The organism is Vibrio gallicus (assembly GCF_024346875.1).
In the GTDB taxonomy this organism is placed as follows: domain Bacteria; phylum Pseudomonadota; class Gammaproteobacteria; order Enterobacterales; family Vibrionaceae; genus Vibrio; species Vibrio gallicus.
In genome coordinates, this window is the sequence record NZ_AP024871.1 from 331,105 (window position 1) to 352,452 (window position 21,348).

Genomic DNA, 21,348 nt, shown 5'->3' on the forward strand with positions numbered 1-21,348 from the left:
GGATGAGCAATGCGCCACTAAATAATGGACGCCGCAAGTTTCTGACCGCAACTACGGCAGTAGTCGGTGGGCTGGGAGCCGCTGCTGTGGCTGTCCCCTTTATCAAGTCTTGGAATCCAAGTGCTCGTGCTAAATCTGCAGGTGCACCTGTTGAGTTTGATATAAGCAAGCTTGAAGAAGGACAGATGGCGAGAGCTATCTGGCGTGGTCAGCCGGTATGGGTTGTCCGCCGTGGAGAGTCAACGCTTGCAGAGCTTGGCAAGATAGAAAATCAATTACGTGACCCGAATTCAGTAGAAGAACAACAGCCTTCTTATGCCCAAAATCCTTATCGTTCTTTAAAGCCTGAAATATTCGTAGCCGTGGGATTATGTACTCACCTTGGTTGTTCACCGACTTACATGCCAAATAATTTTGGTGAGCAGGTAAGCGGGCTTAAATCAGGGTTCTTCTGTCCATGTCATGGTTCAAAGTTTGATATGGCAGGTCGAGTATTTCAAGGGGTACCGGCGCCATATAACCTCGCAATACCACCGTATATGTACCTGAATGATAACTTGCTGTTGATCGGCGAAGACGAAGGAGAAGCTTAATGGAGGCTTTACTCGGCTGGATTGAAAAGCGCATCCCGGCAATGAATGCCTATCGCAAACACATGTCGGAATACCCTCAGCCCAAAAATTCAAACTTTTGGTATATCTTTGGTGCCTTAGCCATGCTGGTTTTAGTCAACCAGATCGTGACAGGTATCTGGCTAACCATGAACTATGTTCCTTCGGCAGAAGGTGCGTTTGCATCGGTTGAATATATCATGCGTGACGTTGAGTACGGTTGGTTACTACGTTACATGCACTCTACTGGCGCATCTTTCTTCTTTATCGTTATTTACCTGCATATGTTCCGTGGTCTTATCTATGGCTCTTATCAGAAACCACGTGAGCTAGTATGGCTATTCGGCATGCTACTGTTTGTCGTTCTAATGGCAGAGGCTTTCATGGGGTATATGCTACCTTGGGGGCAGATGTCTTACTGGGGAGCTCAGGTAATCATAGGCTTGTTTGGGGCTATTCCTTTCGTAGGTGATGACCTAACGCTATGGATTCGAGGCGACTATGTTATCTCGGGCGCAACCCTAAACCGCTTCTTTGCATTGCACGTTATTGCATTACCTATTGTATTGTTGTTGCTAGTTGCGTTGCATATCTTAGCGCTACACGAAGTAGGCTCTAATAACCCAGACGGTATCGACACTAAGCTTCCAAAAGGAACTATGGGTGAAGATTACCAGGCTGACTTCAAATTCCACGAAGACTATACCAAGAAGTATGACATTATTGACTCCATGCCGTTCCATCCATATGGAACCTTAAAGGATCTCTTTTATATTGGTGTCTTCTTACTATTCTTCTGTTATGTGCTGTTTTACGCACCAGCAATGGGAGGCTTCTTCCTTGAACCACCTAACTTTGAGGTTGCGAACCCGTTGAAGACCCCTGAGCATATCGCTCCGGTTTGGTACTTCTCTCCAAACTACGCCATTTTACGCGCAATACCGGACAAACTTATTGGGTTTGTGTTCTTTGGTGGATCAATTGTGGTGTTATTCCTATTGCCATGGCTCGATCGCTGTAACGTTCGTTCGTTCCGCTACCGTAGCAAGATCCATATGGTTAACTTAATTCAATTTACGGTTTCATTTGTAGGTTTAGGGGTGCTAGGAGCCCTGCCAGCAACAGAGTTGTATACCAATTTATCACGCTTGTTTAGTGTGGGTTACTTTATGTTCTTTGTGGTCTTATTTATCTACAGCAAGAATGAAAAAACCAAAACGCTACCGACGAGGGTGACTAAATAATGAAGAAGTTATTCGTATTTTTGTTTGCGCTGTTACCAGCTATCGGTTTTGCCGCTGGTGGTAACTTCGCACTAGACAAAGCTAACAATGATATCCGTGACCACGCTTCATTGCAGCGTGGCGCACAGACCTTTATGAACTATTGCTTTGGTTGTCATGCCACTCAATATCAGCGCTATGAACGCGTTGCTACTGACTTAGGTATTCCGCTTGATCTAATGCGTGAAAACCTAATGTTTGATTCGTCGGCTGCGATTGGCGACCTGATGACCAACAATATTCCGGAAAAAGATGCCGCTAAATGGTTTGGTACGGCGCCACCGGATCTAACTTTGACCGCACGAGTTCGTGGCGTAGATTGGCTATACACTTATTTACGCTCATTCTATGAAGACCCGAGCCGTCCATTTGGGGTGAATAACATTATCTTCCCAAGTGTTGGTATGCCGCACGCTCTTGAGGAGCTTCAGGGTGTGCCGAAGCCAGTTTATGAAACTACGCTGGTTGATGGTGAAGAACAACGTGTTGTGGTTGGAGTGAAGGCGGATGGTACTGGTGAGCTAAGTCAGAGTGAATATGATGATGCGATTCGGGATCTGGTTAACTTCCTTGAGTATGCAGGAGATCCAGTTCAGGTAGAGCGAGAGCAAATGGGGCTGTGGGCCTTGTTATTCTTGCTTGTCTTTACTGGCGTTGCCTTCTTACTATATAAAGAGTATTGGCGCGATATCCACTAATCGTGATATCATGTAATGCTAATTTCTTTAATGGGGGCATGATGCCTCCATTGTTGTTTTATTGAATAATGACCGGAGGGCTCATGGCTGTAGCTGCCAATAAACGTTCTGTGATGACTCTATTCTCAAGCGCTACTGATATGGCTAGCCATCAAGTACGTATTGTCTTGGCTGAGAAGGGAGTAAGCGTCGAGGTTGAGCTTGTAGAGGAAGGAAACTTACCTACTGAGCTTACAGAGCTAAACCCATACAAATCTGTGCCAACCTTGGTAGACCGTGAATTGACTCTTTATGATTCAAAAATCATCATGGAATATCTGGACGAGCGTTTCCCTCATCCACCACTTATGCCTGTATACCCAGTAGACCGCGGTAAGAATCGTCTTATGATGTATCGCATTCAACGTAACTGGTATAGCCTTGCTGAGAAGGTGATTAGCGGTAATGCGGAAGAAGCGGAAAAAGCCCGTCAGAAGCTGCGTAATGACTTGCTGATGCTTGGTCCGTTATTCGCTGAAAGCGAGTACTTCATGAGTGAAGACTTCAGCTTGATCGATTGTTATTTAGCTCCACTATTGTGGCGTTTACCAACTTTCGGTATTGAGTTAACAGGCCCAGGTTCTAAAGAGCTGAAAATATACATGAATCGCGTATTTGAACGTGACTCATTCCTTGCTTCTTTAACTGAAGCTGAGCGTGAGATGCGTCTCGTTCGCTAATGGATATTTCTGCAATGACGCCACGTCGACCATATCTGCTGCGCGCTTTTTATGAGTGGCTGGTTGATAATGATTTGACACCACACCTAGTAGTAGACGCTATGATGAGTGGAGTGCGGGTGCCGGATGAATACGTACAAGATGGACAGATTATCTTGAACGTTGCACCACGTGCGGTAGGCAATATCGAAATAAGCAATGAAGCGGTAACCTTTCATGCTCGTTTTGGTGGACGTCCACACTCGGTTATTGTGCCTATCTATGCTGTGCAAGCAATTTACGCTCGTGAAAACGGTGCTGGTACTATGTTTGAGCCAGAAGAAGCCTATGACGATATTGAAGAGAGCGAAGAAATTCAACACCTCTCTTCGACGGATAGCGTTCAACCGGTTGAAGCTGCGCCTAGTGATGAAGAGAGTGGTCCAGATGATGAATCACCTCGTCCTCCAAAAGGTCGCCCTAGCTTACGTGTAGTAAAATAGTATCTATGCTTTGATAAAATAAAAGTCTCGCTATATGCGAGACTTTTTTGTTGTTACAGGTCTTCCTCAGTGATTCTATCAGAAGAGTCTATATAGGGTTGATTGGAGTCTTCAGCAACAGCGTCATCATCGTCGGTAGAATTGGTGTTGTCTGATTCATCTGCCTGTGATGTTTGATTGGTTACGCTATTCTCGTTTGTCGTAGTGGCTTGAGTTGGCGTTGATTCAATAATATCTTCTACGGTGGCTTCACGGCGCTCAGGCTCGCTAGGTTTGTCGACATCATCAATGGCGTTTTCAGCTACCACAAATCCTCGAATTACATGCTTTACGCCTGAGACATTGCGCGTAACCTCGGTCGCAATATTGGCATGTTCAGCGGTAACATAACCAAATAGAAATACTTCATTGTTTTCAGTGATGACCTTAATGCTAGCACCTTTAAGCTTTGCTTCACGCGTTAAGAACGACTTCACTTTGGTGGTTATCCAGCTGTCACGACTCATCTGGCTAACATCGACAACCGGTCCTACTTGCAGCTGGTTGTAGACTTTATTTACGCCTTTAACCAGCTTAACTTGTTCTTCAACTTGTTGTTTCTGTTGCTCTGTTGCAATCTGACCGATTAGCACCACCCGTCCACGATAAGCATTTGCAGCAATACGAGAATGGCCTCTAAAGGGCGGCTTGTTGCTCAGTGCAGCGGCTTCAAATTCGATATTATTGTCTTGCCAAACCTGACTTGTAGAGCGCACATCAGAGACGCTTGGTGTATCTGAGCCTAGGGTTAGCATTCCTGCGCAGCCACTGAGGGCAAAACTGGCAAATAGAGTTAATATGACTAATTTTAATTGTCGAGTGTACAACATGATTTCACCCTTTGACGGTTATTAGCTATGGCTAGGAAATAAGACCTGATCAATAAGATCACACAGACAATGCAGGGTCAACATATGCATTTCATGGATTCGAGCAGTACGATTTGAAGGAATACGAATTTCAACATCATGTTCACCTAATAAGCCTGCCATCTCACCACCATCTTTACCTGTGAGAGCGATTATAGTCATATCACGGGTTACTGCAGCTTCCATCGCTTTAATAATATTTTTACTATTGCCGCTAGTAGATATAGCCAGCAAGATATCACCTTGCTGTCCAATAGCTCGTACTTGCTTGGAGAAAACCTCTTCATAGTGGTAGTCGTTAGCAACGGCGGTAAGTGTCGCAATATCTGAGGTTAGAGTCATTGCTGGTAGACTAGGGCGCTCTGTTTCAAATCGATTTAATAGACAAGATACAAATTGCTGAGAGTTTGCATTCGACCCTCCATTACCACAGCATAAGATCTTGTTCCCATTTAATAGGGTACTGACCATAGCTTGCGCTGCATGGGTTATGACATCGGGGAGGGCTTCAGCTGCGGCAATTTGAATCTGAATACTCTCGGTAAAGCTGGCTTTGATGCTGTCGTGCATGTCTATCCTTCGGTTAATGCGTTTTTAATCCATTCAATTTGTTGCTGTTGTCCTGTAATAGTGACGACATCAAATCGAAAATAAGTATGGTGCGCTGACTTTTTATTTGTGCTTAACCAAATCTGGGCTGTTTTTATGAGCTTAGATTGCTTGGCTCGAGTCACGCTTTCACTAGCCACTCCAAAATTTGTGTGGCTGCGATATTTCACTTCTACAAAAATAATTTCGTCATTTTCGAGCATAATGAGGTCTATTTCACCACATTTAGCTCGAAAGTTACGTTCTACTAGCGTAAGGCCTTGGCCCTGCAAAAACTGCAGAGCCTGGGTTTCATACTGTTGTCCAATCTTAAACTTACTTAGCAGACTCATATTCAGCCCAGCTAAGCTGGCGTTGAACAACACATGAGTCATCAATGCTTAGTACGCCAGTCTGACCTGGAACAGTTAGCCCTTGGCTTACTTTCATATTTGGCAGTGAATTCACTAAACTATATGCGTCCATGCCTAGAGCACGTAAGCGTATAATCTGGAAGTTTGATTTACTCCACACTGATTGCATCTCTTTTTCTAGTGCGGGATCAGGGTTTACTAGCATTGGTATATCGCTATAGATAACACCAGATAAGTCTTGAGATGCACGCTGTATACCTGAGTGACTCAATGAGTTAGCGTACAGCTTCGGTGGTGTCGCTTCTGGGTTAATCGCCACATTAATAAATGGTTTAATCAGATTCAGCTCAGAGTCTTTCGCTATGATATACACCGCATCAATATCACGACGTGAACGCTCGGTAGCTTCCATCTCCATACCTACCAAATTATCCATTTGTGCAATACGACGTTTGCTCTGCTGTATGCCAAATACATTATTTACCGCAAACTGTAGCTGGCTATTTGATTTAAAGTAAGCTGCAGCAGCTTTGGTGTCTTGTTGCTGTGCCCACTGCTGTTGGAAGGCCTTTGCCATACGTCGTCCATATGAACCGTTTGGTGCTATAACTAATGGGTACTTATAGCCTGACGTAGCCAAGTGTTTTGCCGCCTCTTGAGCCTCTTGCTCAGGAGAGAGGGTCACATAGCAGAACTGGTTATTTTGAATCACTTCATCAGGAAAGTTTAATGCCAGCATTGGAATTGGAGCCGCACTTTCTTGTTGTAGTTGTTGCAGTTTCTCAATTTTATCCTTCATTAACGGGCCAACAACGAAGTCGACATCTTGGTCGATAAGTTGTTGCTCGATATCATCCATGCTGTTTTTTTCGCTGTCGATAATAACGTAATCCGTTGTTGGGTCACGCTCTTTATCGCGCATCATTGCGAATACAAAGCCATCGCGGATAATCTTAGCTTGCTTAGCAAACTTACCACTTAATGGTAAAATAAGAGCAGTTTTAGCCGGTTGCAGGATCTCTAAAGCGAGAATTTCTTTTAACTCTGTTGGCGTATAAAGCGCGGCAGGATGGCTAACGTTTTCATCAATCCATTTCTGTACGGTTTTCTGCAACCTTGGTAGATTGCCGCCTAGCGTCTGTTTATAGACAGCAAGTGTACGCCATCCTTCGAGATCCTTTTCATCACTTTTTACTGTGATTGCACTAAGGTCATCTAATGAGGTTGATGATAGTAATGCCCATATATGATCTGAGTTTGCTTGCTGTTGATCCTCATTTAAGAAGTCAGCGCCGTAGATCAATTCTTCTGCAGCTTTGATCGGTAGGTATAATGCTTGGTAGATTTCCGAGCGCATCTCGTAGTATCGATGCCACTGTTGTCTATCTAGTTTCCATTGATTTTGGAAGTTAAGCTGTTTGATAGCATCTGCTGGTTGATTGTTGTTTACCATCAACTCTGCTCTAGCTAGTTGCCATTCAGCTTGTTGCTTCTCTGTCATCTGCAGTTGGGCAAGACGTCGTATAATACGATTCGCTAGATCCGAATTATTTTCATCGACAGCTGCTTTTAGGGATAGAATAAGCCAATCGACTTGCAATGCACCCTCAGTAGAGTCCGCCTTCATGAGATAAAACTCAGAGGTTTGAGTTGGCTCATTAAGAATATTAGACTGTTGCGCTACGTCCGGCCCAGAAGGTTGGGTTGAGCAAGCAGCGAGAAGTACAGACAATGCAATTGGGGTAAAAATGCGTGATACACTGTATCCAGATCGTTTTTTTTGCGCCATGAGTTCTTTAAATCGTATGGGTTAATTACCTCTATATTAATCCTTCAAGTGACGGTAAACAAATGACAGATAACAATTCTTTAGAATCTTCCGTAGGAACACTCTTTATTGTGCCTACTCCAATAGGAAATTTGGGGGATATAACTCAGCGTGCAATTGAGGTTTTAAACCAAGTTGACCTAATAGCAGCGGAAGATACAAGACATACCGGACGTTTGCTATCGCACCTGAATATTTCAACTCGAACCTTTGCTTTACATGACCACAACGAGCAGCAAAAAGCCCAAGTGTTGGTGGAAAGATTACTGAGCGGACAAAATATTGGCCTAGTGTCTGATGCTGGAACGCCACTTATTAGTGATCCAGGCTATCATCTCGTTAATCAGTGTCGTAGCGCTGGGATTCGAGTGGTTCCACTGCCTGGGGCATGTGCCGTGATAGCAGCATTGAGTGCTTCAGGTTTGCCGTCAGACCGTTTTAGCTTTGAAGGTTTTTTACCACCTAAGAGCAAAGGGCGTCGTGACAAATTTATGTCTTTGGCCAAGGTAGAGCGCACCTGTATCTTTTATGAGTCACCGCATCGTATCCTTGATTCTTTAGATGACATGCTCGCTATTCTTGGAGAGGACCGTCAGGTAGTGCTAGCTCGAGAGCTAACAAAAACCTTTGAGACGATTCAGGGAATGCCGTTAGGTGAATTGATTCCTTGGTTAAACGAAGATAGTAACCGTATTCGTGGTGAAATGGTGTTATTGGTGCATGGTCACCGTGAGCAGGCTGATAATGAATTGCCAGAAGAGGTTAAGCGCACCTTAGGTATTTTAGTAAAAGAACTCCCTTTGAAGAAAGCAGCTGCTTTGGCTTCTGAGATTTACAACCTTAAAAAGAATGCCCTGTATAAGTGGGGTTTAGAGAACCTAAGCTGAACCCAATCTGGCGGTAGACATTTTAGGTTGGACGCTATACAATCTGCCACGGAGCTAACCAGATAGTCGCTGCTTCGTTGATGTCCTTCGGGAGACTGACGGAGGGGAGGAAAGTCCGGGCTTCATAGAGCAGGGTGCCAGGTAACGCCTGGGGGGCGCAAGCCCACGACAAGTGCAGCAGAGAGAAAACCGCCGATGGCCTTCGGGCACAGGTAAGGGTGAAAGGGTGCGGTAAGAGCGCACCGTGCGACTGGTAACAGTTCGTAGCAAGGTAAACTCCACCCGAAGCAAGACCAAATAGGCTCTCACATTGCGTTGCTCGCGTAAGAGAGCGGGTAGGTTGCTTGAGCCAGTGAGCGATTGCTGGCCTAGACGAATGGCTATCACCGCGCAAGCGGTACAGAACCCGGCTTATCGGTATGCTCCACCAATAAAATAATAAAGCCTCGAACGTTTGTTCGAGGCTTTATTATTTCTGCAAGCTCAACTTTCAAAATCCTTATGCTTCCAGCATCATAATTTCCGCTATATAACGTTTTTTACGTAGAATTATTGTGAGATTTAGCACACAAACGCTGACTAAGCTCTTTGAATTCAGTACACTAAAGTACTGTTTATTTTAAACTAGCTGAGCTTCTCCAATGAGCGAACAATTCAAGCATGTATCGGTGCTGTTGAATGAGTCTATTGACGGCCTAAATATTAAGCCTGATGGCATTTATATCGATGGCACTTTTGGCCGTGGCGGTCACAGCCGTACCATCCTATCTAAACTAGGTGAAAACGGAAAACTTTACAGCATAGATAGAGATCCTCAAGCAATTGCGGAAGCCAGCAAAATTGATGATCCTAGGTTTACCATTATCCACGGTCCATTCTCTGGGATTGCTGAGTATGCAATCGAACGTGGTCTAAAAGATAAGGTTGATGGGGTACTTCTAGACCTCGGGGTCTCTTCCCCGCAGCTAGATGATGCCGAACGTGGATTCAGCTTTATGAAAGATGGACCACTAGATATGCGTATGGATCCTACCTCAGGTATCCCTGTGTCTAAGTGGTTAGAAGACGCAGATGTTGAGGATATTTGTTGGGTTATTCGTGAGTTTGGTGAAGATAAACACGCATGGCGCATCGCCAAAGCTATCGTAGCCTATCGTGAAAACGAAGAAAATGAGCCTCTGATACGTACCTCTCAGTTAGCCAAGCTGATCTCGGAAGCGGCACCAAAAAGTTATAAAGAGAAAAAGCACCCAGCGACCCGTTCCTTTCAAGCCTTTCGAATCTATATTAATAGTGAATTGGATGAAATTGCTACTGCACTAAATGGTGCCAAGCAAGTACTAGCCCCGCAAGGGCGGTTGTCTGTTATTAGTTTCCACTCTTTAGAAGACCGTATGGTTAAACAGTTTATGCGTAAAGAGAGCCGAGGCCCTCAAGTACCACATGGTATGCCATTAACTGAAGACCAAATTAAGGAATTGGGTAGCGCGGTATTTAAAACTGTTGGCAAGGCGATAAAGCCGTCCAAATCTGAACTTGATGTCAATATACGAGCCAGAAGCTCGGTATTAAGAATTGCTGAAAAATTATGATTCAACATACAAGGAAGTTAATTAAGCCTGTTAAAGCCTTAACTGGTGGCAAGAGCAAAGTTAACGCGCGTAACAAAAAACCAAAAGCGAACACCAAACCTTTTGCTCGTCCTAGGAGTAAGCCTTCTCTAAAGGAGTTGATTCTAAAGCCATTTGGTGAGCGTATTGAAACGCCAGATCACGAACAGGTTCCGTTATTAGGTATGCACATAGTGCAGGATCTGTTTACCGCAGGGCGGATCTCAATGTTTCTGCTAATTATTATTTTCTTTAGTGCGATGTCAGTAGTACTGACGACGCACCTGACACGCCACGCTATCGATCAGAAAAACCAACAATTGACCGCTCGTGAAAAGCTGGATGATGAATGGCGTAACCTGATCATTGAAGAGAACTCCCTTTCTGAACACAGTCGTGTACAAAAAATAGCAGTATCTGAATTGGATATGATTCGTCCTGATTCAGACAAAGAAGTTTTGGTTAGATTGAAATGAAGCCTAAAAAAGTAGCAGCTAAAAAAAGCAAGCCGAAGAATAAGAATAAACGTGTAGCCCCTAAGAAAACACCCGCAATGACAGAGGTTATGGAGTCAGGGATCATCCGCTGGCGCTATATGACTGTATTGGCTTTTGTCTTGTTATTACTGGGTTCGCTAGTTGCACGAGTTGCTTATATCCAAATTATTGAGCCAGGAACCCTAATTAAGCAGAGTGATATGCGCTCGGTTCGCGTGCATGCGGTAAGGTCTGCTCGCGGCATTATTTCGGATAGAAATGGCGAGCAAATTGCCATTAGTGTCCCGGTGCAAGCTGTTTATGCTGACCCTAAAACCATCTTTGAAAAAGGCGACGGGTTGCAAGATGTTAAACGTTGGCATGCACTGGCCGATGTTCTTCATCTTGACCGAGATGAACTGATTCATCGTATTGATAGCCATAAGCATCGCCGTTTTATCTACTTGCAGCGTCAAGTGAGCCCTGCGATGGCTAAGTACATCAAAGAGTTGAAGCTCAAAGGCATTGGTATGTCGAGTGAGTCTCGACGCTATTACCCTGCAGGTGAGGTGAGTGCTCATATTGTCGGGATTACTGGCGTAGATGGGCATGGTCAAGAAGGTATAGAGAAAAGTTTCGATAAGTGGCTCTCGGGCTCTGATGGATCGCGAAAGGTCCGTAAAGACCGAGATGGTCGCGTGGTTGAAAATATCTCTTCCAAGCAAGGACAGCAAGGTAAGCCGTTAAAACTTACTATCGACCAGCGCATACAAGCTATTGCGTATCGCGCAATTAAACAAGCGGTTGCTGACCATAGAGCAACCTCTGGTACTATTGTGATGATCGATGTGCAAACTGGGGGAGTCTTGGCGATGGTGAATGCCCCGTCATATAACCCAAACGCTCGTGATCAATTGCAAACTTTTAGGATGCGTAACCGCGCGATTACCGATGCGATAGAGCCGGGTTCATCGATTAAGCCCTTTGTTGTTTTAACCGCCCTTGAAACAGGAACGGCTGATGAGCATACCATCGTTGATACTGGAAATGGCTTTTTCAGAATAGGGGGTAGCCGAGTCAGAGATGGCTCGCCAGTGGGCAAGGCTGACCTGAAAACTATTTTGCAGAAATCAAGTAACGTTGGGGTAGCAAAGCTTGCATTAGGGATGCCATTAGAAGCATTGCTGGGTACCTATAGCTCAGTTGGATTTGGCTCAATGTCAGGGCTTAACCTAGTTGGTGAGACAGCCGGCCTATTTCCAAACCGTCGTCGCTGGTCTAAGTTTGAGATTGCGACTCTCGCCTTTGGTTATGGTATTGCGTTAACTCCATTACAGCTTGCGCACGCTTATGCCACGTTAGGGAATTACGGTATGGATATGCCTTTGCATATCGTTCAAGGGCAGACGGGAGGCTTGGAGCCGAAGCGAATCGCCTCAAAGGAAAACGTTGCTAAGTTATTGTTGATGCTTGAAGCCGTTACTCAGCCTGGCGGTTCTGCGATTCACGCCCGTGTGCCTGGTTATCGTGTCGGCGCAAAAACAGGGACATCGCGTAAAGCCAACTCGGGAGGATACAGTGATGAATATGTATCACTTACAGCAGGTCTTGCACCAATAAGTCACCCGAGAATCGCTATGGTTGTGGTCGTCAATGAGCCTCAAGGGGATGAATATTACGGTGGTGCAGTAGCAGCGCCAGTATTCGGTGAAGTTATGAAGGGAGCACTTCAGATCTTGAACGTTACCCCTGATGCAGCAAAGGATAATTAGACATGCCTTCAAATATTACACTGCCATACCTTATACAGCCTTGGCTTATCACAACAGAAACCAAGCTTGAGGCTATTACGATAACCGAGCTAGAGCTTGATAGCCGAGCAGTCACCCAAGGTAGTACTTTTGTTGCGATCAAAGGGCATGCTGTAGATGGTAGGAAGTTCATATCTAACGCTATAAATGCTGGGGCCAACGCGGTTTTAGCGCAAAGTGATGCTGGCTATCCGCATGGCACCATACAGTGGGTCGAAAATACGGTAATTGTCTATCTCGATTCCCTTGTTGAACACTTATCTGAGCTTGCGGGTCGTTTGTACCCAAGTTCTGGGTTAGAGCTTATTGCCGTTACGGGTACTAATGGTAAGACCACAATTACCCAGCTAATGGCGCAATGGTTGAGTAAAGTTGAGCTACCTACAGCGGTTATGGGAACGACCGGAAATGGCTTTCTTGAGAACCTACAGCAAGCTAAAAATACCACAGGTAGTGCGATAGAAATTCGCAAGATTTTAAGTGAATTGAAACAACAAGGCGCAAAATTTGCGGCACTTGAAACCTCATCTCACGGTTTAGTTCAGCATAGAATTAAGGCCCTAACATTTGCCGCAGGTGTGTTTACTAACCTGAGTCGAGATCACCTCGATTATCATGGCAACATGGCAGAATACGCGAAAGCGAAACAGAGCCTTTTTACTCAGCATGCCTGTCAGCACAAAATTATTAACGCTGATGACAGTATTGGAAGGCAGTGGCTGGAAGAGTTACCCGACGCGATTGCGGTTTCCTTGATTAGCAAGCCAGCAACGGCTGCTTATATCTACGCCTCTGAGGTTAAGTATTCTGAGCAAGGGATTGAAATTCAATATCAAAGTCATTGGGGGGCTGGATGTTTGGTCGCACCATTGATTGGTGAATTTAACGCCAGCAACCTATTAGTTGCTTTTGCAACGCTACTCGCTCTCGGCGTTGAGCGAAGTGCGCTAGAAAAAACAGCGGCTGAGTTAACGCCAGTGATAGGGCGAATGGAACTTTTTCATAAAACTGACATGGCTAAGATAGTGGTTGACTATGCTCATACCCCGGATGCATTAGAGAAAGCTTTATGTGCACTTAGAGTGCATTGTAAAGGTAAACTTTGGGCTATATTTGGCTGTGGCGGTGATAGAGATCGCGGTAAGCGACCTATGATGGCCGAGATTGGTTCACGTTTTGCCGATAAGGTGATCTTGGCCGATGATAATCCCCGCAGTGAAGACCCTCAACAAATCATTCAAGATATGTTGGCGGGCATAAGTGAACAAAGCTCAGTACAAGTCGAGCATGATAGATTTTGTGCCTTGTCTTATGCTATTGAAAATGCAACTGCTCAAGATATTATCTTGCTGGCAGGAAAAGGGCATGAGGACTATCAAATCATTGGAGATAAAACCATCCATTATTCAGACAGGGAGTCAGCAATGAATCTATTGGGTATTAGCGTATGATTAGTTGCTCATTATCGCAACTGGTTGAGCCGCTTAGTGCTCAGTTGGTTGGTGACGATACCTCTATTATATCTGTCTCTACTGACAGTCGACATATCGAACCACAACAGCTGTTTATTGCTTTAGTAGGTGATAAATTCGATGCCCATGATTTTTGTGAGGATGTTGCTGCTAGTGGTGCATCAGCACTATTGGTTGAACGAGTTCTACCGATTGATATTCCGCAACTGGTGGTCAATGATACGCGGATTGCTTTAGGGCAATTGAGCGCTTGGGTATTTTCGACACTACAAATCCCAACCGTAGCGATTACTGGTAGCTGCGGTAAAACCACAGTCAAAGAGATGGTTGCTTCTATCCTAGGTTTAGAAGGTAATGTTGTTGCGACCTTAGGTAACTTTAATAACGATATTGGCGCACCATTGACCCTGTTGAGAGCCAATGAGCAGCATGACTTTGCAGTGATAGAACTGGGCGCTAACCATATCGGTGAAATTGATTATACGGTTGGATTAGTTAAACCGGATATTGCACTGGTTAACAATGTGGCCGCGGCACACCTTGAAGGCTTTGGCTCTATTGACGGGGTTAAGCAAGCCAAAGGTGAGATTTTTAACACCTTGAGTGAACAAGGCTTAGCGCTGTACAACTTAGATAGTCATGGTGCAGAGCTGTGGCAGGAAAAATTGTCACATACTCAAGTTCAAACCTTTGCGTTACAAAACTCACAGGCTGATTTTTACGCTTCTAATATTGAGGTGGATGCTGACGGCTATGCAACATGCCAACTGCACACTCCATCTGATACGGCGCTGTTATCTCTTAGCGTTGTCGGAAAGCATAATGTAGCTAATGCTGTAGCGGCGACTGCTATCACCTTGAATATGGGGATTGAACTACCGCGTATAATCGAGGGGCTCCAAGCTTTAACCCAGGTTAAAGGTAGAGTTGCACTTGAGTCATTAACCGATAAAATTCGACTTATTGATGATAGCTATAACGCCAGCGTTCCTGCTATGAAGGCGGCAGCAGATTTGTTGTCTAATTTTTCAGGTACACGTTGGTTGATTCTTGGGTTTATGGCGGAACTTGGTGAAGAAAGTATTGAACTTCATCGTCAAGTCGGACAACATGCAGCTCAATTTTCATTTGAACATGTTCTAACCTATGGTGATGACACTGAGGTTATTAGCCAGCAAACGGGGGGCACTCATTTTGATGACCACCAAACTATGCTGGACTATATAGAACAACACATACTAATCGACTCACAATCCCACCATACCTTGCTTGTGAAAGGTGCCAATAGTGCACAGATGGGCAAGATTGCCGCTGCTTTGAAGGAGAAGCTTAAATGATTATTTGGCTAGCGGACTTAATTCAGCCATATTTCTCTTTTTTCCGACTATTTGATTACCTGTCTTTCCGCTCGATCATGAGTATTTTGACGGCGTTAGGTCTCTCTCTTTGGATTGGACCGAAATTGATCGCTCGTCTACAGATGATGCAAATAGGTCAGATCGTTCGTCATGATGGTCCGGAATCTCACCTAAGTAAACACGGCACACCCACTATGGGTGGGGTGATGATCTTAGCGGCTATCACCATCACGGTGCTACTATGGGCTGACCTTACTAACCCTTATGTTTGGGCGGTGCAGTTTGTACTGCTTGGCTACGGTGCAGTCGGTTTTGTAGATGATTATCGTAAGGTAGTGCGTAAAAATACCGATGGCTTGATTGCGCGCTGGAAATATTTCTGGCAATCCGCAATTGCGATAGTCGTGGCATTTGCACTGTATGTGCACGGTCAAGATACGGCGGCTACACAATTAGTAGTGCCTTTCTTTAAAGATATTATGCCGCAACTGGGGCTGTTTTATATTGTCCTGACCTATTTCGTAATTGTTGGTACCAGCAATGCTGTAAACCTTACCGATGGTCTAGACGGATTAGCCATCATGCCAACTATTTTGGTTGCAGCTGGCTTTGCTATTATTGCCTACGCCACAGGCAACGTTAACTTTGCACAGTATTTGCATATTCCTTATATCCCATATACTAGTGAGCTGGTTATTTTCTGCACTGCAATTGTTGGTGCCGGGCTTGGATTCTTATGGTTTAACACCTACCCAGCACAAGTATTTATGGGTGATGTTGGTTCATTAGCACTAGGTGGAGTACTGGGTACTATTGCGGTATTGGTACGCCAAGAATTTGTATTAGTGATTATGGGGGGCGTATTTGTTATGGAGACGCTGTCGGTAATCTTACAGGTTGGTTCATACAAGCTACGTGGTCAGCGTGTATTCCGTATGGCTCCAATTCATCACCACTATGAACTTAAAGGCTGGCCAGAGCCACGTGTTATCGTGCGCTTTTGGATTATCTCAATCGTTCTAGTTTTAATTGGTCTTGCGACCTTGAAGGTACGTTAAGCAATGCAACATTGGCAAGGTATTAATAAGGTTGTCGTCGTTGGCTTGGGAATTACTGGATTGTCTGTTGTGCGTCACTTGCTGACCCTAACTCAAGACTTATCCATTCAGGTTATCGATACTCGATCACAGCCTCCTGGCGCGGATCAACTCCCTACGGGGGTAGAGCTACACTGTGGCGAGTGGAATCAGCAATGGTTGAATGATGCTGACCTTATCGTTGCCAATCCCGGTATTGCTCTTGCTTGTGAGCCATTGCAACAGGCTATGGCAGTTGGAGTTAAGGTTGTCGGCGATATTGAGTTGTTTGCGTGGGCGGTAAACAAGCCGGTACTCGCGATTACTGGTTCAAATGGTAAAAGCACAGTTACAGACCTAACTGGTGAAATGGCTCAAGCAGCAGGCTTTAAGGTTGGCGTTGGTGGTAATATTGGCGTTCCAGCTCTTGATTTACTTACACAAGATGCTGACCTGTATGTATTGGAGTTATCAAGCTTTCAGCTTGAAACAACATCAAGCCTGAAACTAAAAGCAGCTGCATTTTTGAACCTCTCTGAAGACCACATGGATCGCTATATTGGTATGGCGGATTATCGCCAGGCTAAGTTACGCATCTTCGAGTGCGCTGAAACCAAGATTGTAAATTTCAACGATAAAGCAACCTATCCCGATGGTAGCACTGATGATGTGGTTGAATTCGGTCTGTCACAGGCAAAGTACAGCCTTGCAGAAAATGACGGTAAAACTTGGTTAACCAAACAAGGTCAGCCTCTTATTGCCGCTGATGAATTGTCTTTGGTTGGGCAGCACAACCAGCTTAATGTACTTGCGGCTATAGCGTTACTTGATTCGGCTGAGGTCGATGTATTGTTAGCCCTTGATACCCTTAGGAGTTATCAAGGCTTAAGCCATCGCTGTCAGGTTGTAAGTCGAGAGAGTGGCGTAGTGTGGGTAAATGACTCTAAGGCTACCAATGTCGCCAGTACCCTTGCTGCCATTCAGGGCTTACAGCTACCTGGCGTGCTTTATTTATTGGTAGGTGGCGATGGCAAAGGAGCCGATTTTTCAGAATTAGCCCCAGCTCTAAGCCAACTTAATGTTCAGCTGTGCTGTTTTGGCGCAGATGGAGAGCAATTTATGCCACTATCATCCAATAGTGTGTATTTTCAGGATATGTCACAGGCGATATCAGTCATCCGCCCCCAATTAAGAATGGGTGATATGGTGATGCTGTCTCCTGCTTGTGCCAGTTTTGATCAGTTTGCGAATTTTATGCAGCGTGGTGATTTTTTTACCAAGTTAGCTAAATCTACAATCCCTTATAATTAATAAAAGATGTTTATGAAGTGGTTTAATCGATTCCATGGTAAGGGATCATCGGATAATGCAAAATCCAAATTCTCAACTGAAATGGTTGCAGACCAACCGGATGTACTTATTGAATCGGCAGATACTCAAGCAGAAATTTTGCCAGAGACGGAATCAAAACCAGAACCAGAGCCAGTGAAGGCGATGCCGGTCATGTATGATCGCCAATTGGTATGGTTGTCGCTGATGCTGATGCTGATTGGCTTGGTTATGGTGTCATCGGCATCGATTCAAGCAAGTTATTCTGACTTTAATGCGCCGTTCCACTACATGTTTAAGCATGCGATTTATCTTTCTTTGTCAGTGTGTGTAATGGCGGTTGCTATGCATATCCCTACGCGCTACTGGATGAATTGGAGTACGCTGATGCTTATCGTCTGTGTATTGATGCTATTTATAGTATTGGTCGCAGGTAAATCGGTAAATGGTGCATCGCGTTGGATTCCATTAGGTCCGATAAACTTCCAGCCAGCAGAATTGGCAAAGCTCTCTCTGTTTATATTTATGGCCAGCTACCTAGTTCGTAAGCAAGAAGAGGTGCGTAGTACCTTTTTTGGTGGTTTTATTAAACCTATGCTGGTATTTGGAACTCTAGCCATATTGTTACTTGGCCAACCTGACTTAGGTACGGTAGTCGTAATGCTAGTGACTATGTTTGGCATGCTGTTTATTGCTGGGGCTAAGCTCTGGCAGTTCTTGTCGTTAGCTGCGATGGGGGTGCTTAGCATTATGGTTCTTATTGCAATTGAACCTTACCGTGTTAAGCGTGTTACCTCGTTTATGAACCCTTGGGAAGACCCCTTTGGCAGTGGTTATCAGCTAACGCAGTCACTTATGGCATTTGGTCGTGGTGAATGGATGGGGCAAGGGTTAGGTAACTCGATACAGAAACTTGCGTATCTCCCTGAAGCACATACCGACTTTGTATTTGCGGTTATTGGCGAAGAGCTTGGGTTTGTGGGGGTATGTGCAATATTGCTATTACTCTTTGCTCTAGTATTTAAGATCATCTTTATTGGTAAACGAGCCTTTGAGGCTAAGCATGTCTTTAGTGGCTATCTTGCATTTGGTTTTGGGATCTGGTTTGCATTCCAGACCGTGGTCAATGTTGGGGCTGCTGCGGGTATGGTACCAACAAAAGGGCTGACCTTGCCCCTAATTAGTTATGGCGGTTCTAGTTTAATTATTATGTCGATTGCAGTGGCAATTGTGCTTCGAATCGATCATGAATACAGGGTTGAGGAATATCTAGACTCCTTTAATCAGGATACAAATAATGACACGAAATAAGCGTCTGTTAGTTATGGCTGGTGGTACTGGAGGGCATGTCTTTCCGGGGTTAGCAGTGGCTAAATATTTGCAGCAGCATGGCTGGGAAATTCGCTGGTTAGGTACGGCTGACCGTATGGAAGCCGATCTTGTTCCTAAGCACGGTATTGAAATTGATTTTATTAAGGTAAAAGGCCTGCGTGGTCAGGGCGCTAAAAAGCTGATTGCCGCACCTTTTCAGATCGTTAATGCGATACGCCAAGCCAAGAAATATATTCAAGCTTATCAGCCCGATGTGGTTTTAGGTATGGGGGGCTATGTTAGTGGTCCCGGTGGTATCGCGGCTAAGCTGTGTGGTATCCCGTTAGTTCTGCACGAACAAAATGCGGTTGCAGGTTTAACTAACGGCTGGCTAGCTAAGGTTGCAAGTAAAGTTTTTCAAGCATTTCCCGGCGCATTCAAGGATGCAGAAGTAGTGGGTAATCCGGTGCGCAGTAGCGTGGTGGCATTGCCGAGCCCAGAGGTTCGATTGAGTGGACGTCAGGGCGATATTCGTGTTTTGGTTATGGGGGGGAGTCAGGGCGCTCGCATCCTAAATCATACCCTGCCACAGGTAATGGGCAAACTGAACTCAGGTTATACCATCTGGCATCAGGTCGGTAAAAATAACTCTGCGGATGTAAATGCCAGATACCAGCAAGCTGGAGTAAACCAAGCCAAAGTCACTGATTTTATTGATGATGTTGATGAGGCCTATGCATGGGCAGACGTAATTGTATGTCGCTCTGGAGCATTGACTGTATCTGAGGTATCCGCCGCTGGTTTAGCCGCAATATTTATTCCTTACCCGCATAAAGATCGCCAACAGGCATTAAATGCAGATTATTTGGTTGAGGCTGATGCGGCCAAGATGATAGAGCAAGATGTACTTTCAGTTGATGCATTGTACGATATGTTAAATGGCTTAACCCGCGAACAGTTGCTGCATATGGCAACCCAGTCTCGTTTAGCGGCTAAAGTGAGTGCAGATAAAGTTGTGGCACAGGCCATTCAAGCGCTAGCAAAATAAGAAAAGAGAACCTAATGGTAATTGAACATAAGCAGAACCTAGCGCAGATCCGCGCCATGATCCCTGAAATGCGCCGAGTGCAATGTATCCACTTTGTTGGTATCGGTGGTGCTGGCATGAGTGGCATTGCCGAGGTGTTATTAAATGAAGGCTATGCCATCTCTGGCTCAGATATTGCGAATAATGTCGTGACTGAGCGCTTAACTGCCAAGGGTGCCAAGGTTTTTATTGGCCATTGTGCGTCTAATATTGATGGTGCGAGTGTGGTGGTGGTTTCTACCGCGATCAATCAACACAACCCAGAGCTAAAAGCTGCGCAAGAGGCTCGTATTCCGGTTGTTCGTCGCGCTGAAATGCTTGCTGAATTAATGCGTTATCGTCATGGGATTGCAGTCGCTGGGACTCATGGCAAAACCACAACTACGGCTTTGGTTACTCAAATCTATTCAGAAGCAGGTCTTGATCCAACATTTGTTAATGGCGGCTTGGTTAAGAGTGCCGGTACCAATGCACGCTTAGGGTCGAGTCGAATCCTGATAGCAGAAGCGGATGAAAGTGATGCTTCGTTTTTGCACTTACAGCCTATGGTGGCGATTGTCACCAACATAGAAGCCGACCATATGGATACTTATGGTGGTGACTTTAGTGTACTTAAACAAACGTTTATTGATTTTCTGCATAAACTGCCTTTCTATGGTCAGGCTATTATGTGTGTCGATGATCCTGTTATTCGAGAGATGCTGCCTCAAATAAGCCGTCAGGTTATTACCTACGGTTTCTGTAAAGATGCAGATGTACGTATTACTAACTATCGCCAACAGGGCCATAAAAGTTTATTTACGGTGGAGCGAAAAGGTAAAGCCGACCTAGATATCACACTCAACTTACCGGGCAAGCACAATGCGTTAAATGCTTCGGCAGCGATTGCAGTCGCAACTGAGGATGATATCTCAGATGAAGCGATTGTTGTTGCTTTGTCTGCAACTCAAGGTACTGGGCGTCGATTCGAGCATTTAGGTGAATTTGAAACGGGTAATGGCAAGGCTATGTTAGTCGATGATTACGGTCATCATCCGAGTGAAGTTGACGTTACCATTGAAGCTGCTCGTGCTGGCTGGGAAGATAAGCGTTTAGTTATGATCTTCCAGCCACATAGATACAGCCGTACGCGCGATCTCTATGATGATTTTGCTAACGTATTAGACAAGGTTGATGTGCTTATTATGCTAGAGGTTTATTCTGCTGGTGAAGAAGCGATTGCTGGTGCGGATGGACGCTCTCTTTGTCGTACCATTCGTAGTCGCGGTAAGCTGGAGCCTGTATTTGTTGCAGATCAACAAGCATTACCAAGTGTGTTAGCAAACTTGATTAAAGACGGTGATTTAGTTCTTACCCAAGGGGCTGGAGACGTAGGTAAAGTTGCTAAAAAGTTAGAAACACTCGAACTTAACATTGAAACTATGCAAAAAAGCTAAATTC

The 21,348-nt window shown here is 44.9% G+C and carries 20 protein-coding genes and 1 other RNA gene; 17 read left to right on the plus strand and 4 right to left on the minus strand.

Going from position 1 to position 21,348, the window contains the following annotated elements; translation table 11 throughout:
• The first annotated feature begins 2 nt into the window (after window positions 1–2).
• From petA to sspB, 5 genes are all read left to right on the plus strand, one after another.
• Window positions 3–593 carry a ubiquinol-cytochrome c reductase iron-sulfur subunit gene (gene petA, locus OCU28_RS01620; protein WP_261816633.1) on the plus strand — a complete coding sequence of 197 codons (591 nt, stop codon included), beginning with the start codon at window positions 3–5 and terminating at the stop codon, window positions 591–593.
• Entirely contained in the window at window positions 593–1,855 is a 1,263-nt protein-coding gene (locus tag OCU28_RS01625) for a cytochrome b (protein ID WP_261816634.1), read from the plus strand. The genes petA and OCU28_RS01625 overlap by 1 nt, the downstream gene beginning before the upstream one ends.
• On the plus strand, window positions 1,855–2,592 hold the full coding sequence (locus tag OCU28_RS01630; RefSeq protein ID WP_261816635.1) for a cytochrome c1: 738 nt from the start codon (window positions 1,855–1,857) through the stop codon (window positions 2,590–2,592). The genes OCU28_RS01625 and OCU28_RS01630 overlap by 1 nt, the downstream gene beginning before the upstream one ends.
• 83 nt (window positions 2,593–2,675) lie before the next feature.
• Complete coding sequence (gene sspA, locus OCU28_RS01635; protein ID WP_261816636.1) at window positions 2,676–3,311, plus strand: stringent starvation protein SspA; 636 nt, start codon at window positions 2,676–2,678, stop codon at window positions 3,309–3,311.
• Complete coding sequence (sspB, locus tag OCU28_RS01640) at window positions 3,311–3,793, plus strand: ClpXP protease specificity-enhancing factor (RefSeq protein WP_261816637.1); 483 nt, start codon at window positions 3,311–3,313, stop codon at window positions 3,791–3,793. The genes sspA and sspB overlap by 1 nt, the downstream gene beginning before the upstream one ends.
• A 53-nt stretch (window positions 3,794–3,846) precedes the next feature.
• On the opposite strand, the gene OCU28_RS01645 is transcribed toward sspB, so the two are convergent.
• From OCU28_RS01645 to OCU28_RS01660, 4 genes are read right to left on the minus strand one after another with little or no spacing between them, the layout of a single operon-like run.
• On the minus strand, window positions 3,847–4,662 hold the full coding sequence (locus OCU28_RS01645) for a BON domain-containing protein (RefSeq protein ID WP_261816638.1): 816 nt from the start codon (window positions 4,660–4,662) through the stop codon (window positions 3,847–3,849).
• A gap of 21 nt (window positions 4,663–4,683) precedes the next feature.
• On the minus strand, window positions 4,684–5,271 hold the full coding sequence (locus tag OCU28_RS01650) for a phosphoheptose isomerase (RefSeq protein WP_261816639.1): 588 nt from the start codon (window positions 5,269–5,271) through the stop codon (window positions 4,684–4,686).
• A 2-nt stretch (window positions 5,272–5,273) separates the two neighbouring features.
• The gene (locus tag OCU28_RS01655) at window positions 5,274–5,642 is read right to left on the minus strand and encodes a YraN family protein (protein WP_261816640.1); all 369 of its coding nucleotides are present in this window, start codon (window positions 5,640–5,642) and stop codon (window positions 5,274–5,276) included.
• On the minus strand, window positions 5,626–7,452 hold the full coding sequence (locus tag OCU28_RS01660) for a penicillin-binding protein activator (RefSeq protein WP_261816641.1): 1,827 nt from the start codon (window positions 7,450–7,452) through the stop codon (window positions 5,626–5,628). The genes OCU28_RS01655 and OCU28_RS01660 overlap by 17 nt, the downstream gene beginning before the upstream one ends.
• A 62-nt stretch (window positions 7,453–7,514) precedes the next feature.
• Here OCU28_RS01660 and rsmI point away from each other — a divergent pair, with 62 nt between their 5' ends.
• From rsmI to murC, 12 genes are all read left to right on the plus strand, one after another.
• Window positions 7,515–8,378 (plus strand): 16S rRNA (cytidine(1402)-2'-O)-methyltransferase, encoded by an 864-nt coding sequence (gene rsmI / locus OCU28_RS01665; RefSeq protein ID WP_261816642.1) that lies wholly within the window; start codon window positions 7,515–7,517, stop codon window positions 8,376–8,378.
• 50 nt (window positions 8,379–8,428) lie between these two features.
• Window positions 8,429–8,808: RNase P RNA component class A (gene rnpB, locus OCU28_RS01670), an RNA gene on the plus strand.
• A 211-nt stretch (window positions 8,809–9,019) separates the two neighbouring features.
• Window positions 9,020–9,970, plus strand: a complete 951-nt coding sequence (gene rsmH, locus OCU28_RS01675; protein WP_261816643.1) for a 16S rRNA (cytosine(1402)-N(4))-methyltransferase RsmH — start codon at window positions 9,020–9,022, stop codon at window positions 9,968–9,970.
• A gap of 203 nt (window positions 9,971–10,173) precedes the next feature.
• Window positions 10,174–10,464 (plus strand): cell division protein FtsL, encoded by a 291-nt coding sequence (gene ftsL / locus OCU28_RS01680; RefSeq protein WP_261817408.1) that lies wholly within the window; start codon window positions 10,174–10,176, stop codon window positions 10,462–10,464.
• Window positions 10,461–12,236, plus strand: coding sequence for a penicillin-binding transpeptidase domain-containing protein (locus OCU28_RS01685; RefSeq protein ID WP_390623787.1), 1,776 nt, complete (start codon window positions 10,461–10,463; stop codon window positions 12,234–12,236). The genes ftsL and OCU28_RS01685 overlap by 4 nt, the downstream gene beginning before the upstream one ends.
• A 2-nt stretch (window positions 12,237–12,238) precedes the next feature.
• Window positions 12,239–13,726 (plus strand): UDP-N-acetylmuramoyl-L-alanyl-D-glutamate--2,6-diaminopimelate ligase, encoded by a 1,488-nt coding sequence (gene murE / locus OCU28_RS01690; RefSeq protein ID WP_261816644.1) that lies wholly within the window; start codon window positions 12,239–12,241, stop codon window positions 13,724–13,726.
• Window positions 13,723–15,084 carry a UDP-N-acetylmuramoyl-tripeptide--D-alanyl-D-alanine ligase gene (locus OCU28_RS01695; protein WP_261816645.1) on the plus strand — a complete coding sequence of 454 codons (1,362 nt, stop codon included), beginning with the start codon at window positions 13,723–13,725 and terminating at the stop codon, window positions 15,082–15,084. The genes murE and OCU28_RS01695 overlap by 4 nt, the downstream gene beginning before the upstream one ends.
• A complete protein-coding gene (mraY, locus tag OCU28_RS01700) occupies window positions 15,081–16,163 on the plus strand; it encodes a phospho-N-acetylmuramoyl-pentapeptide-transferase (RefSeq protein ID WP_261816646.1) in 1,083 nt (360 codons plus the stop codon). Before OCU28_RS01695 ends, mraY begins: the two co-directional genes overlap by 4 nt.
• A gap of 3 nt (window positions 16,164–16,166) precedes the next feature.
• The gene (murD, locus tag OCU28_RS01705; protein ID WP_261816647.1) at window positions 16,167–17,492 is read left to right on the plus strand and encodes a UDP-N-acetylmuramoyl-L-alanine--D-glutamate ligase; all 1,326 of its coding nucleotides are present in this window, start codon (window positions 16,167–16,169) and stop codon (window positions 17,490–17,492) included.
• A gap of 183 nt (window positions 17,493–17,675) precedes the next feature.
• The gene (ftsW, locus tag OCU28_RS01710) at window positions 17,676–18,821 is read left to right on the plus strand and encodes a cell division protein FtsW (protein WP_261817410.1); all 1,146 of its coding nucleotides are present in this window, start codon (window positions 17,676–17,678) and stop codon (window positions 18,819–18,821) included.
• On the plus strand, window positions 18,808–19,869 hold the full coding sequence (gene murG / locus OCU28_RS01715; RefSeq protein ID WP_261816648.1) for an undecaprenyldiphospho-muramoylpentapeptide beta-N-acetylglucosaminyltransferase: 1,062 nt from the start codon (window positions 18,808–18,810) through the stop codon (window positions 19,867–19,869). The genes ftsW and murG overlap by 14 nt, the downstream gene beginning before the upstream one ends.
• 14 nt (window positions 19,870–19,883) lie before the next feature.
• Window positions 19,884–21,344: a UDP-N-acetylmuramate--L-alanine ligase gene (murC, locus tag OCU28_RS01720; protein WP_261816649.1), complete on the plus strand. Its 1,461-nt coding sequence runs from the start codon at window positions 19,884–19,886 to the stop codon at window positions 21,342–21,344.
• Window positions 21,345–21,348 lie beyond the last annotated feature (4 nt).

Coding starts and splice junctions, on each gene's coding strand:
- petA (WP_261816633.1), top strand. CDS start 3: ATGAGCAATGCGCCACTAAATAATGGACGCCGCAAGTTTCTGACCGCA.
- OCU28_RS01625 (WP_261816634.1), top strand. CDS start 593: ATGGAGGCTTTACTCGGCTGGATTGAAAAGCGCATCCCGGCAATGAAT.
- OCU28_RS01630 (WP_261816635.1), top strand. CDS start 1,855: ATGAAGAAGTTATTCGTATTTTTGTTTGCGCTGTTACCAGCTATCGGT.
- sspA (WP_261816636.1), top strand. CDS start 2,676: ATGGCTGTAGCTGCCAATAAACGTTCTGTGATGACTCTATTCTCAAGC.
- sspB (WP_261816637.1), top strand. CDS start 3,311: ATGGATATTTCTGCAATGACGCCACGTCGACCATATCTGCTGCGCGCT.
- OCU28_RS01645 (WP_261816638.1), bottom strand. CDS start 4,662: ATGTTGTACACTCGACAATTAAAATTAGTCATATTAACTCTATTTGCC.
- OCU28_RS01650 (WP_261816639.1), bottom strand. CDS start 5,271: ATGCACGACAGCATCAAAGCCAGCTTTACCGAGAGTATTCAGATTCAA.
- OCU28_RS01655 (WP_261816640.1), bottom strand. CDS start 5,642: ATGAGTCTGCTAAGTAAGTTTAAGATTGGACAACAGTATGAAACCCAG.
- OCU28_RS01660 (WP_261816641.1), bottom strand. CDS start 7,452: ATGGCGCAAAAAAAACGATCTGGATACAGTGTATCACGCATTTTTACC.
- rsmI (WP_261816642.1), top strand. CDS start 7,515: ATGACAGATAACAATTCTTTAGAATCTTCCGTAGGAACACTCTTTATT.
- rsmH (WP_261816643.1), top strand. CDS start 9,020: ATGAGCGAACAATTCAAGCATGTATCGGTGCTGTTGAATGAGTCTATT.
- ftsL (WP_261817408.1), top strand. CDS start 10,174: ATGCACATAGTGCAGGATCTGTTTACCGCAGGGCGGATCTCAATGTTT.
- OCU28_RS01685 (WP_390623787.1), top strand. CDS start 10,461: ATGAAGCCTAAAAAAGTAGCAGCTAAAAAAAGCAAGCCGAAGAATAAG.
- murE (WP_261816644.1), top strand. CDS start 12,239: ATGCCTTCAAATATTACACTGCCATACCTTATACAGCCTTGGCTTATC.
- OCU28_RS01695 (WP_261816645.1), top strand. CDS start 13,723: ATGATTAGTTGCTCATTATCGCAACTGGTTGAGCCGCTTAGTGCTCAG.
- mraY (WP_261816646.1), top strand. CDS start 15,081: ATGATTATTTGGCTAGCGGACTTAATTCAGCCATATTTCTCTTTTTTC.
- murD (WP_261816647.1), top strand. CDS start 16,167: ATGCAACATTGGCAAGGTATTAATAAGGTTGTCGTCGTTGGCTTGGGA.
- ftsW (WP_261817410.1), top strand. CDS start 17,676: ATGCCGGTCATGTATGATCGCCAATTGGTATGGTTGTCGCTGATGCTG.
- murG (WP_261816648.1), top strand. CDS start 18,808: ATGACACGAAATAAGCGTCTGTTAGTTATGGCTGGTGGTACTGGAGGG.
- murC (WP_261816649.1), top strand. CDS start 19,884: ATGGTAATTGAACATAAGCAGAACCTAGCGCAGATCCGCGCCATGATC.